The following is a 12,757-nucleotide window of genomic DNA, read 5'->3' as shown; positions in this document are numbered from 1 at the left end:
GGCGGCCCCTGGTGCGCTTTCGTTCGGGAAACGGCGTGGCCGGCCGCTGGCGCGCGGGTGCGGCCCTGACCATCCGCGGGGAGTTCTCCATCGTGATCGCCGGGCCGGTGCTCACGCGGTACGCGGACGCGTTCGGTCGCTCGCGCGCCCGGGCGGCGACGCGGCGGGTGCGGGCGCGCGAGGTCGCCGCAGCGGACCCGGTGCACTGACGTACGGGTCCGCGGGGCTCGATGACGACGCGGGGCCGGTGCACCGGCCGGGCTGGTGTATGGTGGTGCCCGCGCCGCAGGCGGAAGCTGAGCGGTTGCGCGGGCGTAGCTCAATGGTAGAGCGCTTGCTTCCCAAGCAAGATACGCGGGTTCGATTCCCGTCGCCCGCTCCACACCACGACGACGGCCCCGGGCCCCTCACGCGAGGGACCCGGGGCCGTGTCGGTCCACGTCGCCCCGCCACGGCCGCACCGGGAACGCAAGACGTCGGAATACGGCCACATTCCGGCGTCATGGCGACCGCTGGCGTTCCAGGTCGACGTGCGGGGTCCCGCTCCCCTCAACGGCCCGCGCGGATCTCGCGCAGCCGGCGTTCCAGGTCGACCGGCAGGTCCGCGGCGAAGCGCGGGTCGAGGTCGGGCCCGGCGTCCGCCAGTCGGTAGACGCCGTCGGCGCGGGCGAGGAACCCGTAGTCCACGAGTTCGCGACGCAGCGTGGCCACGTCCTCGTGGGCGGGGCGCAGCAGGTCGTTGACCTCGGCCTCCGCGTAGGCGCGGCCCGCTCTGAAGCGACGCAACAGCTCGAGAAGGACGGCCACCCGCGGCTTGCGACGCGCAGGGATGGAGCGCAGCCGGTCCCCGTCGAAGAAGCGGGCAAGCACGGTCGCGTGGTAGCGCTCGGCGGACTGCCACTCGTCAGCGAGGGCCGCCGCCGCGGCGGTGTACCGCTCACCGGTGACGGCCATGCGGGCACGGATCAGGGTCTTGAGGTCGGACTGACGGGTCATGGTGCATCCTCGCCGGCGCGCTCCCGGCCATGCCGCGCCGCGGGTCGGGGACGACGTCCGTCGCGTGCGGTGGGCCCGAGGATCCGCTCCCCTTCGCGCCGGGCCGCCGGGCCCTGCCGCGCGGGGCCGGGCCGCGTGGCGCGCTCGGCGGTGGGCGCCGCCGTCGTGATCCAGGCTAGCCGAAGCCCGCCGCGTAGGATCGCGCCATGCACCTGACCCCGCCGCGGACCGCCCCACCCCGACCCGTGGAGGCCCGTCCGTGACCCAGGTGCTCTCCGGCTTCGCGGTCGTGTGGGTGATCATCCTCGTGGGCGTCCTGGTGGGGCGCACGGGGGTGCTCGGCGAGCACGGCCGCACCGTGCTCTCCCGTGCGGCGTTCTTCATCGGCAACCCGGCCCTGCTGTTCGTCACGCTCTCCCGCGCGGACGTGGGCGCCGTGCTGGGCCCCCAGCTGTGGGTGGCCACGCTGTCCGCGTTCACCGCGGCCGCACTGTACCTCGCGGTGACGGTCCCGCTGCTGAAGGGCAGGTCGGCCTCGGAGCGGATCATGTCCGCGCTCAGCGCCTCGCTCGTGAACTCGGCGAACCTCGGCATCCCCATCGCGGCCTACGTCCTCGGCGACGCCGCCCTGGCCGCCCCGGCGCTCATCTTCCAGCTGGCGATCTACACGCCGCTCTACGTGGCCGCGATGGACGCCGCCACCGCGCGCGAGGCCCGACGACGCACGACGGCGGGCCGGCGCCGGGCGGTGCGCCGCTCCCCCGGGCGCGCCGTGGCCGACCAGGTCCGCCACACGGTCACCAACCCCCTGATCCTGGGCTCGGTGGCCGGCCTGGTCTTCTCCCTCACCGGCTGGTCGTTGCAGGGCCCCCTCATGGAGTCCGTGGAGCTCATCGGCGGACTGTCCATCCCGGCGATGCTCCTGGCGTTCGGCATGTCGCTGGTCGGCTCGCGGCCGCTCGAGCGGGCCGGCGGGCGACGCGCGGACGTGCTGCTCGCCTCGGCGGTGAAGCTGGTGGTGCATCCGCTGCTGGCCTGGCTGCTCGCGCAGTTCGTGTTCGGTCTGGATGCGCGGCACGTGTTCGTCGCCGTCGTCCTGGCCTCCCTGCCCACCGCACAGAACGTGTTCGTCACCGCCGTCCGCTACGACACGGGCCTGCGCGTCTCGAAGGACACGATCCTGGTCACCACGATCGTCGCGATCCCGGCGATGATCGCCGTCGCCCTGCTGCTGGCCTGAGGCCGACGACGGCGGCGCCCGGCCCGGTGCCACGCGCCGGGCGCCTCGCCGCGGCTCAGACGTCCCGGCGGATCAGCTCGTCCAGCCCCGTGGGCGAGAGCAGGTACGGAGCGACCTCGAGCACGGTGCGCGCCCCCGTCTCCCCCTGGGCCTTCAGGCGCGCGGCGGCACGGCCGTAGGCGACCTGCGCGGCGGCGGTGAAGTCGGGGTTGGACTCCAGCTCCAGCACGAACTCGACCGCGCTGCGCGAGCCGCCGAGGTCGCCCGAGGTGACGACGTGGCCGCCGTGCGGCATGCCCTGGTGGTCGCGCTCGAACTCCTCCTCGGAGATGAAGTGCACGGTGGTCTCGTACGGGGCGAAGTAGTCCGGCATCGTGGTGATGGCCTCGGTGATGGCCGCGTGGTCGGCCTCGTCGGCCACCACGTAGCACTCACGCACGTGCGCGGAGGCGCCGGTGATCTCGGCGCCCCGACCGGCGCGGGCCTCGGCGATCGCCTCCTCGCTGGGGATCGTGTACTGCACGCCGCGCCGGACGCCGGGGACCCGCCGGACGGCGTCGGAATGGCCCTGCGAGAGGCCCTTGCCCCAGAACGTGTTCTGCTGCGGCTGCGGGAACAGCGCCGCGCCCAGCACCCGATTCACCGAGAACAGGCCCGGGTCCCAGCCGGTGGAGATCATCGCCACGTGCCCGCCCTCCCGGGCCGCGGCGTCCATCTCGGCGCGGTGCCGCGGGATGAGCTGGTGGTTGTCGTAGGTGTCCACGGTGGTGAAGTGCCGCGCGTAGCCGGCCGCCTGCTCGGGGATGTCCGTGGCGCTGCCGAGGCAGAGGAACAGCACGTCGATCTCCCCGGCGTGCTCGGCGGCCCGCTCCGCCGGGAGCACGGGCGTGTCCGTGTCCAGGCCGGTGCGGCGCGAGAAGATGCCCACCAGCTCCATGTCCGGCTGGAGCTTCACGAGCTTCTCCACACTGCGGCCGAGGTTCCCGTATCCGACGATGCCGGCGCGGATGGTCATGTGCGTCCTCCTGGAGGGGTCGTGGTCAGGTCGGTCCCGCCAGCCTAGGCCCGGCGCCGCGGGGCGCCGAGTCCGCCGGCCGGACCGCGCAGCAGGAGCACGACGACGGCGACCAGCCCCGCCAACGCCAGCACGCTGACCACGTAGATCGGCCAGGCCCACGGGCTGTGGTCTCCCCCGCCGATGCCGTAGGTGTCCGCGAGCGCCATGCCCGGCCCGAACGAGGCCATGAAGTAGGCCGGAGACGCGGCGACGAGCGAGGCGAGGCCCAGGGCGAGGACCGCCAGCGGGTCGACCTCCTCGCGACGCCACGTGAGGAACCACAGGATCGCGGCCACACCGAGCCCGGCCGCCAGGATCACGGCCGACAGGACGAAGGGGACGCCGAGCTGGCCCGCCGCGCTCAGGTCCGCGTAGATCCTCCCGAGGCCGCGGTCGCCGGGCGCGGCGGCCAACGGGTTGAGGACGAACACCTGCAGGGCCGCGAGCGCCGCGACGGCCGCGACGACGCCCGGGACCACCGCACCGGCGGCGAGCCGCACCCAGCCGGGCCGGTCGGGCAGGGCGAGGGGCGCCGTCGTCGGGCGGGGCCGGGCGGGGCGGGAGGACGCGGCGGGGCGACGGGCGGATGGGGACATGCGGCCAGGCTAACCGCTCGCCTCCGCTGCGGACACGAGAGCCTCCGGCGCCGTTTCCTCAACGACAGCGTCTGCGGAGGCGCCTCCGCCGTCTCGTCGACGAGCGCGGCGGGTGAGGTCAGCGCACGCCGGCGCCGGAGAGGGTCTTGGCCCAGGCCTCGATGGCGTCCCAGTCGCGGAAGTCGCCGTAGTGCTCGTTGCGGGAGAGCTTGAGCTTGAGCTTCTCCAGCCGGCCCAGGCGCTCCTCGACGAGCGCCCCGCGGAAGTACGCCACCTCGCGCGGGCCGTAGGACTCGAGCTTCTCCCGCACCGGCCGGGCCAGCTCGGGCGCGCCGCCGGAGGCCAGGATCACGAGCGGCAGGTCCGCCAGCTCGGCCCGACGGGTGTCGAGGAACGCCCGGGCGTCGGCGGCGAGCGAGCCCGTGTAGACCGGGGCCGCGACGATCACCGCGTCCGCCGTGGCCAGCCACGCAGCGGCGCCCTTGACGTCCTCCACCACGGTCGGGACGGCCTGCGACGTGCGCAGCACCTCCGCGACCCGCTCGGCGATCTCTCGCGTGGATCCGTGGGCGGACGAGGTGACGATGAGCGTGGTCATGGTGGGGCGCAGCCTTCGGGGTCGGGGGCGGACGACGCGCTCAGTGTATCCCGCGCAGGTCCAGGTCCAGGCGGGTCTCGGCGCCCTCCGGGGCCCGGTCCGGGGTGTGCACCGTGACCGGGATGCCCCAGTCCTGCTGGTACAGGTGGCAGGCGGCGTGGTCCGGGATGGGCTGCCCCTTCTCCCCGTCACACGCGGCGGCCCGGGCGGTGATGTGCAGGACGCCCTCCTCGACCTCGGGGTTCAGCCGCAGCGTCCGGTGCAGCCCCGTGGACGTGCCGGCGCCCTCGAGCAGCAGCTCCTCCGGGGAGGAGGAGATCTTCAGCTGCGTGGGGTCGCCCCAGCGGTCGTCCAGCTTCTGCCCCGTGGGCGCGGCGAAGCCGATCGTCAGGTCCAGGTCACCGGCCACCACCGGGGTGCGGGGACGCTGCGTCTGCCGCGCGCCCTCGTCCACGGTGAGGAACTCCTCCGGCACCGCCAGCCGCGTGAGCCGGTGGGCGTTGGACTCGACCACCACGATCGCGGTGTCGTTCCCGTCCGCGTCGTGCTCCACGAGCACGTCCGAGGGCTCGAGCAGCCCGCGCGCCACCGTGGTCACCGTGGCCGGGACCGCCCGGCCCGCGGCGTCCTCGCCGGCCGGGGCGTACCGGCGGATCGCGCCGTTGTACGTGTCCGCGATCAGCACGGAGCCGTCCGGCAGGGCCGTGACGCCCAGCGCGTGCTGCAGGCGCGCGCGGTCCGCCTCCCCGTCCACGTGGCCGAAGTCGAACAGGCCCGCCCCGACGGCGGTCCCGACCTCGCGGCCCCCGTCCTCCCCGGTCCGCACCCAGCGCACCGCGGAGGTCTCCGAGTCCGCGACCCACAGCGTGCCGTCCGCGCCCACGGACAGCCCCGAGGGCTGCGCGAACCAGGCCCGTCCGGCCTCGCCGTCCAGCAGGCCCTCGAGCGCCGTGCCCGCGTGCACCGCGAGCGCGCTCGTGACGGGGTCGAAGTCGAAGAGCTGGTGCGTGCCGGCCATCGCGATCACCACACGCCCCAGGGCGGGGTGCCACACGACGTCCCACGGGGAGGACAGCGAGATCGCGGTCGGCTCCCCGGGCAGGTCCGCGAGGTCGACGGCGACGTCCCCCTCGTCGTCGACGGCGGCGGCCTCCTTGGCGCGCTCGGAGTCGATGAGCTTCTGCACGCCGTTGCCGGCGAGGGTGCTGACGTGCCCGTCCGACAGGCGCAGGCCCCGCAGCCGGTGGTTGACGGAGTCCGCCACGACGACGTCGTAGCCGACGCGCTGGGCGACGTCCTCGGGCAGCAGCGCCAGGCCCTGCGGCTCGTTGAACAGCGCCTGGTCCGGCCCGCCGTCCGCGTGGCCCTTCTCCCCGGGCGTGGGGAATGCGAGCTCGGCCTGGCCCGCGTCCGCCGTGGCGGGGTCCCCGCCGCCGAACGCGCGGAGCACCGTGGTCAGGTCCTCGGCGACCTCCAGGAGGCGGTGGTGGCCGGTGTCCGAGACGAGGAACGTGCCCGGGCGGGAGCCGCGGCCGCCGAGCGACACGGCCTTGCCGGGGAACGACAGGTCCCGGGCCACGGGGGCGGGCGGGACGTAGGGGCCCGAGCCGCGGTGCAGCGTGCCCTTGGCCTCGTGCTCGGCCACGAGCTCGCGCACGAGCCCGTAGAGCCCGGCCACGTGCCCCTCTCCGGACAGGTGCGCGGCGATGTAGCCCTCCGGGTCCACCACCACGAGGGTGGGCCACGCGCGCGCCGAGTACGCCTGCCACGTGGTCAGCTCGGGGTCGTCCAGCACGGGGTGCTCGATGGCGTAGCGCTCGACGGCGGCCGCGAGCGCGTCCGGGTCCGCCTCGTGCTCGAACTTGGGCGAGTGCACGCCCACCGTGACGAGCACGTCCGCGAACTCCTCCTCGAGCGGGCGCAGCTCGTCCAGGACGTGCAGGCAGTTGATGCAGCAGAACGTCCAGAAGTCGAGGAGGACGACCTTGCCGCGCAGGTCCTCGAGGCTCACCTGCTCGCCGCCGGTGTTCAGCCAGCCGCGGCCCACGAGCTCGGACGCGCGCACCCGGGTGGCCGCGCGCGGCACGGCGGCGGGGGCGTCAGCGGTCGGGGCGGGGTTCGGGGTCTGCGGTGCGGTCATGTCCACCATCATGACGCACGCCCCGGACGCGTCAGCCGTGAGCGGACGCCGGCGGCGTCACAGGGGGAAAGACGACGCCGCCGGGCGGGTCCGGCTCAGTCGGCGGCCAGGGCGGCGGCCAGCATCTCCTCGGCGATGAGGGTGAACTCCTTGCGCCCGGCCTCGGGCCGGCCCACGAAGGAGACCATCACCACGGCGTCGGAGGTGACGGCGGTGAGCACCTGGGCCGTGAGCTGGGGCTCGGACTCCGAGGCCACGGTCCGCTCCCACACGAGGGCGGACTGCGCCGGCGTGCCGTCGGACAGCGGCGCGTCGGAGACCTCGAGGCGGTAGTCGACGGTCGCGTCCCCCTCCTGCACGGTCATGGTCATCTCGCGGCAGTCGGCGCGCAGGGCGTTGACGGTCTGGATGTGGCGCTCGACGTCCTGGCGGCCCTGGCCCGTGAGCCGGGCGACCTCCACGGTGCCCGTGCCCGTGAAGGTGTCGGCGCCGACGTCCACGCGCGTGGCCTCGGCCTCGTCGAGGGCGATCGGGGAGAAGTCCAGGGCGGTCAGCGGCGCCTTGCACTGCGCCGGCTGCACGGTGGTCCGGTCCGCGTCCGCGCGCCGGTCCCGGGAGTCCTCGCGGGCCGCGTCGATCTCCTCCGCCGTGGCGGCCCGCTGCCGGACGAAGCCGAACGTGGCCGCACGCTCGGCCGCGGCCTGCGCCATGCGCTCGTCCTGACGGTCGCCCAGGCCGAGCCCCTCCGGGGCCGCCGACTCCGTGGGCGCCGCGGTGCCGGCGTCGCCGTGGACTCCGTCCGCGGGCGCGGACGCGGCGGCCGGATCGCCGTCCCCGGCCCTGCAGCCCGTCAGGGCCAGCAGGCCGGCGGCGACGGCGGCCGCGAGGCGCAGCCGACCACGCCGGGGCGCGGCCGGGCGGCCGAGGGGAGGGAGGAGGTCAGCGGACATCACGGGCCTCCTCGGGGCCGGTGGAGGAGTCACGGGCCACGGGCTCGGCGCCGCTCGGGGCGTCGGTGACCGGGGTGCCGTGCATGCGGGCGTACATCTCGTTCCAGCGGCGCAGCTCCGCGTCGCCGTCGCGGTCGGCCTGCCGGTCCAGCCGGACCGCGTTCTTGCGGTCGCTGCGATACCAGAGCACGGCCACCATCACCGCCATCATCACGGTGGGGAACTCGCCGATGCCCCACATCACCGCGCCGCCGATGCGCTGGTCCTCGAGGGCGGTGGGGCCCCAGTCGCGGCCCATGTTGCCGAACCAGGACGCCTGCATCAGGCCGGTGGAGGAGGTCATGGCGACGCCGATGAAGGCGTGGAAGATCATCGTGGCCATCAGCAGCACGAGCCGCAGGGCGTACGGGGGCCGGCGCGGCAGCGGATCCGAGCCGATCATGACCAGGGCGAACAGGAACCCGGTCAGCAGGAAGTGGACGTTCATGAACTCGTGGCCCACGTGGGTCTCCAGCGAGAACCGGAAGAAGTCCGTGTAGTAGAACACCAGGATCGAGCCGGCGAAGTTGACCCCCGCCACGATCGGGTTCGTGATGAACCGCCCCCACGGGGAGTGCACGATCCACAGGATCCACTCGCGCGGGCCGCGCGTCCCGTCCGTGCGGGACGGCAGGGCCCGCAGCGCCAGGGTGATCGGCGCGCCCAGGACGAGGAAGACGGGGCTGAGCATCGTCAGCGTCATGTGGCCCACCATGTGCGCGCTGAACAGGACGCGGCCGTACACGGCCGGGGACCCGGAGGTCGCCCACAGCAGCACGGCCAGGCCCGCGAGCCACGCGACGGTGCGCAGCACGGGCCAGCGGTCGCCGCGGCGGCGCAGCTGCCACACGGAGCGCAGGTACCAGAGGGTCAGGAACGCGATGATCGCGACCCACAGCCAGTCGAACCGCCACATCGTGATCCACCGGGCGCCCTCGAGGGCCGGCGGCAGCTCGTAGCCGGTGAGGATGCGGGCCGGGGAGGCGTCCGGCGCGAGCTCCTCCGGCACGGGCGGGGCCGTCCGGGAGAGCACGGAGGAGACGCCCATGACGGCGCCCATGATCACGGCCTCCACGGCGATGAGCTGCCACAGCAGGCGACGCGCGGGGGCGGGGCTGGGACGGTCCGGGCCGGCGTCGAGGCGGGGGATCACCCACCGGCGGTGCAGCAGGCCGATCAGGCCGAGGCCCAGGGCCGCCAGGAACTTGGCCGACACGAGGATGCCGTAGGGGCTCAGCAGCTGGGCCGGATCGTCCATGCGGATCGACGCGTTGACCACGCCGGACAGCGCCACCGTGACCAGGCCCAGCCCGGCGAGCACGGAGTAGCGGGTCAGGACCGTGTGCAGCAGGGGCGCCGGGCCCTGCCGGCGCAGGCTGCGGCCCCGCCCCTGCGCCCCGTTGGGCCCCACGAGGGTGTCCGAGATCGCGACGAGCACGAGCAGTCCGCCCACCCACACGACGACGCCGAGCAGGTGCAGGCCGATCGAGTTCACGGCGCCGGTGTGGTCGTCACCGCCCGCCGCGTGCCCGATCAGGGCCAGGGGCACGAGGGCGAGCATCGCCAGGATGCCGGTCCAGAACAGGCCGTTGTGGGAGCGGACGGCGATCGCCAACGTGGTCACGACGGCGGCGATCACGGTGACCCAGAACCACGCCTGGCCCACCGAGATGCCGACCACGTAGGCCGCCAGGCCGTCCGTGAAGCCCTGCCCCGCCGTGACGGGGATGCCGGCGAGATCCGAGTAGGACAGCACGCCGACGGCCAGCGCGGCCACCGTCCACACGCCGGCGCTGACGGCGGCGATCCGCATCACGCGGGTGAACGCGGGGTGCTCGGGCAGCGGTGTGGCGTCCGCGTCCTCGCGCCGCTGCCGGGCGGAGCGGTGCCACCGTTCCGTCCCCGCCGCGTGCGGCGGCAGGACCCCGGCCGCGAAGATCAGCGCGGCGATGGTCAGGGACATCGCCAGGTTGGAGACGAGCTCCCCCACGGGCACGCCCCAGCGGGTGATCCACCCCGGGTCGGAGAGCTGGCGCGCGGCGGTGACACCGGTCAGCCAGCCGGCGGCGGCGAGGCCGGCGGCGCCCGCGGCGGCCACGAGCACCCAGATCCACCGGGGCACACCGACCGGCCCCGACGGACCGGGGCGGGCGGCGTCGTCGTTCTCGGCGGGGTGGCTGCCCCGGGCGGGGGCGGTGGCGGCGGACATGGGGTCCATCCTCTCAAAGCACGCGGACGCCCGACGACGACGGGAGCGGCCCCGCCGTCGTCGGGCCCTGGGTCAGGCGAACAGGGCGTCGCCCCACGAACCCGCCCTCGGCGCAGCCGGGCGGGATCGCGAAGACCGCCGAACCGACGGGCACGGTCCACAGGTTCAGGTGGTCCGACTCCACGAGCCGGGCCTGGACGGGGACGAACTGTCGGCCCACGTCCGCCTGGTAGGCGGCGAAGATCAGGCCGGAGCCCGCCTCCAGCGCCCCGCGCGGGTCGTCGTAGTTGTAGCCGCGACGCAGCATCCCGTACTCGGGCTCCTCCCCGCGGGCCCGCCGCAGGTGCGCGATGTCCGAGATGACCGGGAAGCCCGTGGGGCCGACGGCGTCGAAGTCCGGCTCGTCGTGCTCCTGCTCCCCCGTGAGGGGGGCGCCGGTGCCCAGGCGACGGCCGATGACCTTCTCCTTGGCCGGGCGGTCGAGCTCGTCCCAGGTGTCCATGAGCATCTCGATGCGCCGGATCACCACGGACGTGCCGTCCGTGATCCACGGGGTGACGCCCACCTGCTCGGCGCCCACGCCCCACACCACGCGGTCGAGATGCGGGGTGTCCGCCGCCGGGTTGCCGGTGCCGTCCACCTGCCCGAAGAGATTGCGCATCGTGGTGCCGGTGGGGTGGGCGCCGCGGGCGGAGCGGAAGCCCTCCTGCACCCAGCGCTCGGTGGCGAACGGCCGGGCCGCCTTGAGGAGCATGCGCCGGGCGTGGGCCACGGACATCCGGTCGTCGCCGCAGATCTGCAGCAGCAGGTCGCCGTCGCTGAACGCGGGGTCCAGGCGGTCGATCTGCTCGAACGCCGGCAGCGGGCGCAGCCAGGCCGGGGCCCGGTCCGGGGCCACGCGGCGGACGAGCTCCGGGCCGAAGCCGAACGTCACGGTGAGCCGCGCAGGGGCGGCGGCGAGCTCCGGCTCGGTGTCGGCGATCGTGGCGCGGCCCTGGGTCAGGCGCGCAGCGTCGTCGGTGAGCAGGCGCAGCATCCGCTCGATGCGCACCCGGTCCGCGTCCTCGCGCAGGTCGAGGGCGAGGAAGACGGCGTGGGCCTGGGCGGGGGTGTCGACGCCGGCCTGGCGCGGCCCGTGGAACGGCACGGTGTCCGTGCCCACGGGCGAGCTGACGGCCACCCGGGCGGCCTGGCCGCCGGGCTCGGCCCAGCCGGCCCGGCCGACGTCGCCCTCGATGCCGGTGTCGCCCATGACCTCGGACGGCGAGGCCCCCGCCCCGGGCGCGGTAGACGCGCCCGGGGCGGTCGAGGCCGACGCGTGGCCGGCGCCATAGCCGAGTGCCGTGCCCAGCAGGCCGCCGCCCACCGCGCCCGCCCCGAGGAGCAGGCCGCGGCGGGAGGGGCCCCCCGGGGCCGGACGGGCGCCCTCGCGCCCGCCCGACCCGTGGTGGTCGTCCGGCCGGACGGCGGGGTCAGTGGTCGGCATGGTCCTCCGATTCGTGGGACTCGCCACCGTGGTACGACTCGTTGGCGCCGGTGAAGGGCCGGACCACGGAGGTGACCTCGAGGGTGGAGCCGTCCTCCAGCTCGAGGTCGTAGGTCACGTCCTCACCCGGCTCGATCGGGTCGGTCAGGCCCATGAACATCACGTGGTTGCCGCCCGGGGCGAGCTCGAAACTCCCGCCCGCGGGCACGGTGAAGCCGTCGGGGCTCCGCTGCATCACCATCTGGCCGTCCTCACCGGAGACCATCTCGTGGAGCTCGACCGTCTCACCCAGCTCCGAGCGGACGCCGACGACGTGCAGGTCCTGGTCCGAGGAGTTCTCGAGCATCCCGAAGGAGCCGGTCATGCCCTCCTCGGTGGCCTTCGTCCACGGGTCGGTGATCGTGAGGCCGGCGGCCTGGCCGTCCGCGGTGGACGCGGCCGACGAGGAATCCGAGGCCGGGGCGGCGCCCGTGGCCGGCGCGACGCTCGAGGCGTCCGACGCGCTCGGGGCGGAGCCGGCGTCGTCTCCGGCGCAGGCCGTCAGGCCGAGGGCGGCGACGGCGAGCACGGCGGCGGCGCCGAGGCGGCGAGGGGCGCGGGGGGAGGTGGTGGTCATGTCTGTGGGGTTCCTTGTCAGGCGGGCGCGCGACGACGCGCGGGGCGTGCAGGCGCGCGAGGGCGGGGCCGGTCCCGTCAGGGGGCCGGCCGGGGATCGGAGGTCAGCGGCCGTCGTCGAGGTGGCCGAGTGCGCGGGCGCGGCGGCCCATCAGGAGGAAGGCCACCACGAGCACGGCCAGGCCGGCGATGCCGGCGGCCCACACCCAGGCGGGCAGCGCGTCGGAGTCCGCGGGCTGCGCGGCGTCGGAGGCGTCCGCCTGCGCGGTCGCCGCGGCCGAGGCGGCGTCGCCCTGACCTGCCGTGGTCTCCGGGGAGGCCCCGGCGACGGCGGTGCCGCAGCCCTGGGGCGCGGTGCCGGCGGCCGGTGCGGCCGGGTCGTCCACCGCGAAGTCGAACGAGCGCTCCTCGGAGTGCCCGTCCGAGTAGACGACGCGGTAGGCGACCTCGTAGTCGCCGTTGGGCAGCCCCTCGCACAGCGGCGCGGAGAAGATGGGGCCGTCCACGGTGCCGGCGGCGGACTGCCACTGATTGCCGTCGGCGTCGCGGACCTGCAGGAGGTTCTGAATGCCCTCGCCGTCGATCAGGTCACCGCTGAAGGTCAGCAAGACCTCCGACGGCGCCGTCGTGACGGTCTCGTCGACGGCGGGGGCGGTGCGGATGAGCTCGTCGTGCGCGGCCGCGGGGGCGGCCCCGGCAACGACGAGGGCGGGCAGCAGGGCGAGTCCGACGGCGGCGCGAGCGGCGCGGCGGACAGGGGTGGTCTGGTGATGCATGGTGGTGTCCTCACGGGTCTGCCGCGGTCCCGGACGGGAGTCGCGGGCGGACCGT

11 protein-coding genes, 1 tRNA gene and 1 pseudogene are annotated in these 12,757 nt (G+C 75.1%); 3 read left to right on the top strand and 10 right to left on the bottom strand.

All coding sequences use genetic code 11. The features are described from left to right. Window positions 1-20 precede the first annotated feature (20 nt). A pseudogene (locus OVA32_RS03830) lies at window positions 21-209 on the top strand (cation:proton antiporter); the annotation flags it as partial. Between the two features lie 99 nt (window positions 210-308). Continuing rightward, window positions 309-382, top strand: a tRNA-Gly gene (locus OVA32_RS03825). Window positions 383-549: 167 nt separating this feature from the next. Here OVA32_RS03825 and OVA32_RS03820 read toward each other — a convergent pair. After that, window positions 550-996: a DUF2087 domain-containing protein gene (locus tag OVA32_RS03820; protein WP_036317141.1), complete on the bottom strand. Its 447-nt coding sequence runs from the start codon at window positions 994-996 to the stop codon at window positions 550-552. Window positions 997-1,255: 259 nt separating this feature from the next. Between OVA32_RS03820 and OVA32_RS03815 the strand changes: the two genes are divergently transcribed. Continuing rightward, window positions 1,256-2,236 carry an AEC family transporter gene (locus tag OVA32_RS03815; protein WP_060774885.1) on the top strand — a complete coding sequence of 327 codons (981 nt, stop codon included), beginning with the start codon at window positions 1,256-1,258 and terminating at the stop codon, window positions 2,234-2,236. Window positions 2,237-2,291: 55 nt separating this feature from the next. Here the strand turns inward: OVA32_RS03815 and OVA32_RS03810 are convergent, their stop codons facing one another. From OVA32_RS03810 to OVA32_RS03770, 9 genes are all read right to left on the bottom strand, one after another. Then, window positions 2,292-3,251, bottom strand: a complete 960-nt coding sequence (locus OVA32_RS03810; protein WP_036385002.1) for a diaminopimelate dehydrogenase — start codon at window positions 3,249-3,251, stop codon at window positions 2,292-2,294. A 44-nt stretch (window positions 3,252-3,295) separates the two neighbouring features. Beyond that, on the bottom strand, window positions 3,296-3,889 hold the full coding sequence (locus OVA32_RS03805) for a hypothetical protein (protein WP_060774884.1): 594 nt from the start codon (window positions 3,887-3,889) through the stop codon (window positions 3,296-3,298). A gap of 118 nt (window positions 3,890-4,007) precedes the next feature. Next, window positions 4,008-4,487: a flavodoxin domain-containing protein gene (locus OVA32_RS03800; RefSeq protein WP_036384268.1), complete on the bottom strand. Its 480-nt coding sequence runs from the start codon at window positions 4,485-4,487 to the stop codon at window positions 4,008-4,010. A 40-nt stretch (window positions 4,488-4,527) separates the two neighbouring features. After that, window positions 4,528-6,627, bottom strand: coding sequence for an NHL domain-containing thioredoxin family protein (locus OVA32_RS03795; RefSeq protein ID WP_036384266.1), 2,100 nt, complete (start codon window positions 6,625-6,627; stop codon window positions 4,528-4,530). 95 nt (window positions 6,628-6,722) lie between these two features. Next, window positions 6,723-7,577, bottom strand: a complete 855-nt coding sequence (locus OVA32_RS03790) for a hypothetical protein (RefSeq protein ID WP_178329097.1) — start codon at window positions 7,575-7,577, stop codon at window positions 6,723-6,725. Further along, window positions 7,567-9,825: a cytochrome c oxidase assembly protein gene (locus OVA32_RS03785; protein WP_230259738.1), complete on the bottom strand. Its 2,259-nt coding sequence runs from the start codon at window positions 9,823-9,825 to the stop codon at window positions 7,567-7,569. The genes OVA32_RS03790 and OVA32_RS03785 overlap by 11 nt, the downstream gene beginning before the upstream one ends. A gap of 13 nt (window positions 9,826-9,838) precedes the next feature. Further along, complete coding sequence (locus OVA32_RS03780; RefSeq protein WP_230259739.1) at window positions 9,839-11,311, bottom strand: Dyp-type peroxidase; 1,473 nt, start codon at window positions 11,309-11,311, stop codon at window positions 9,839-9,841. Beyond that, the gene (locus OVA32_RS03775) at window positions 11,298-11,927 is read right to left on the bottom strand and encodes a copper chaperone PCu(A)C (protein ID WP_230259740.1); all 630 of its coding nucleotides are present in this window, start codon (window positions 11,925-11,927) and stop codon (window positions 11,298-11,300) included. The genes OVA32_RS03780 and OVA32_RS03775 overlap by 14 nt, the downstream gene beginning before the upstream one ends. Window positions 11,928-12,030: 103 nt before the next feature. Then, on the bottom strand, window positions 12,031-12,702 hold the full coding sequence (locus tag OVA32_RS03770; RefSeq protein WP_185194483.1) for a copper resistance CopC family protein: 672 nt from the start codon (window positions 12,700-12,702) through the stop codon (window positions 12,031-12,033). Window positions 12,703-12,757 lie beyond the last annotated feature (55 nt).

The organism is Micrococcus sp. SL257 (genome assembly GCF_026625585.1).
In the GTDB taxonomy this organism is placed as follows: domain Bacteria; phylum Actinomycetota; class Actinomycetes; order Actinomycetales; family Micrococcaceae; genus Micrococcus; species Micrococcus luteus.
This window is presented reverse-complemented; position numbering and strand designations above follow the sequence as displayed.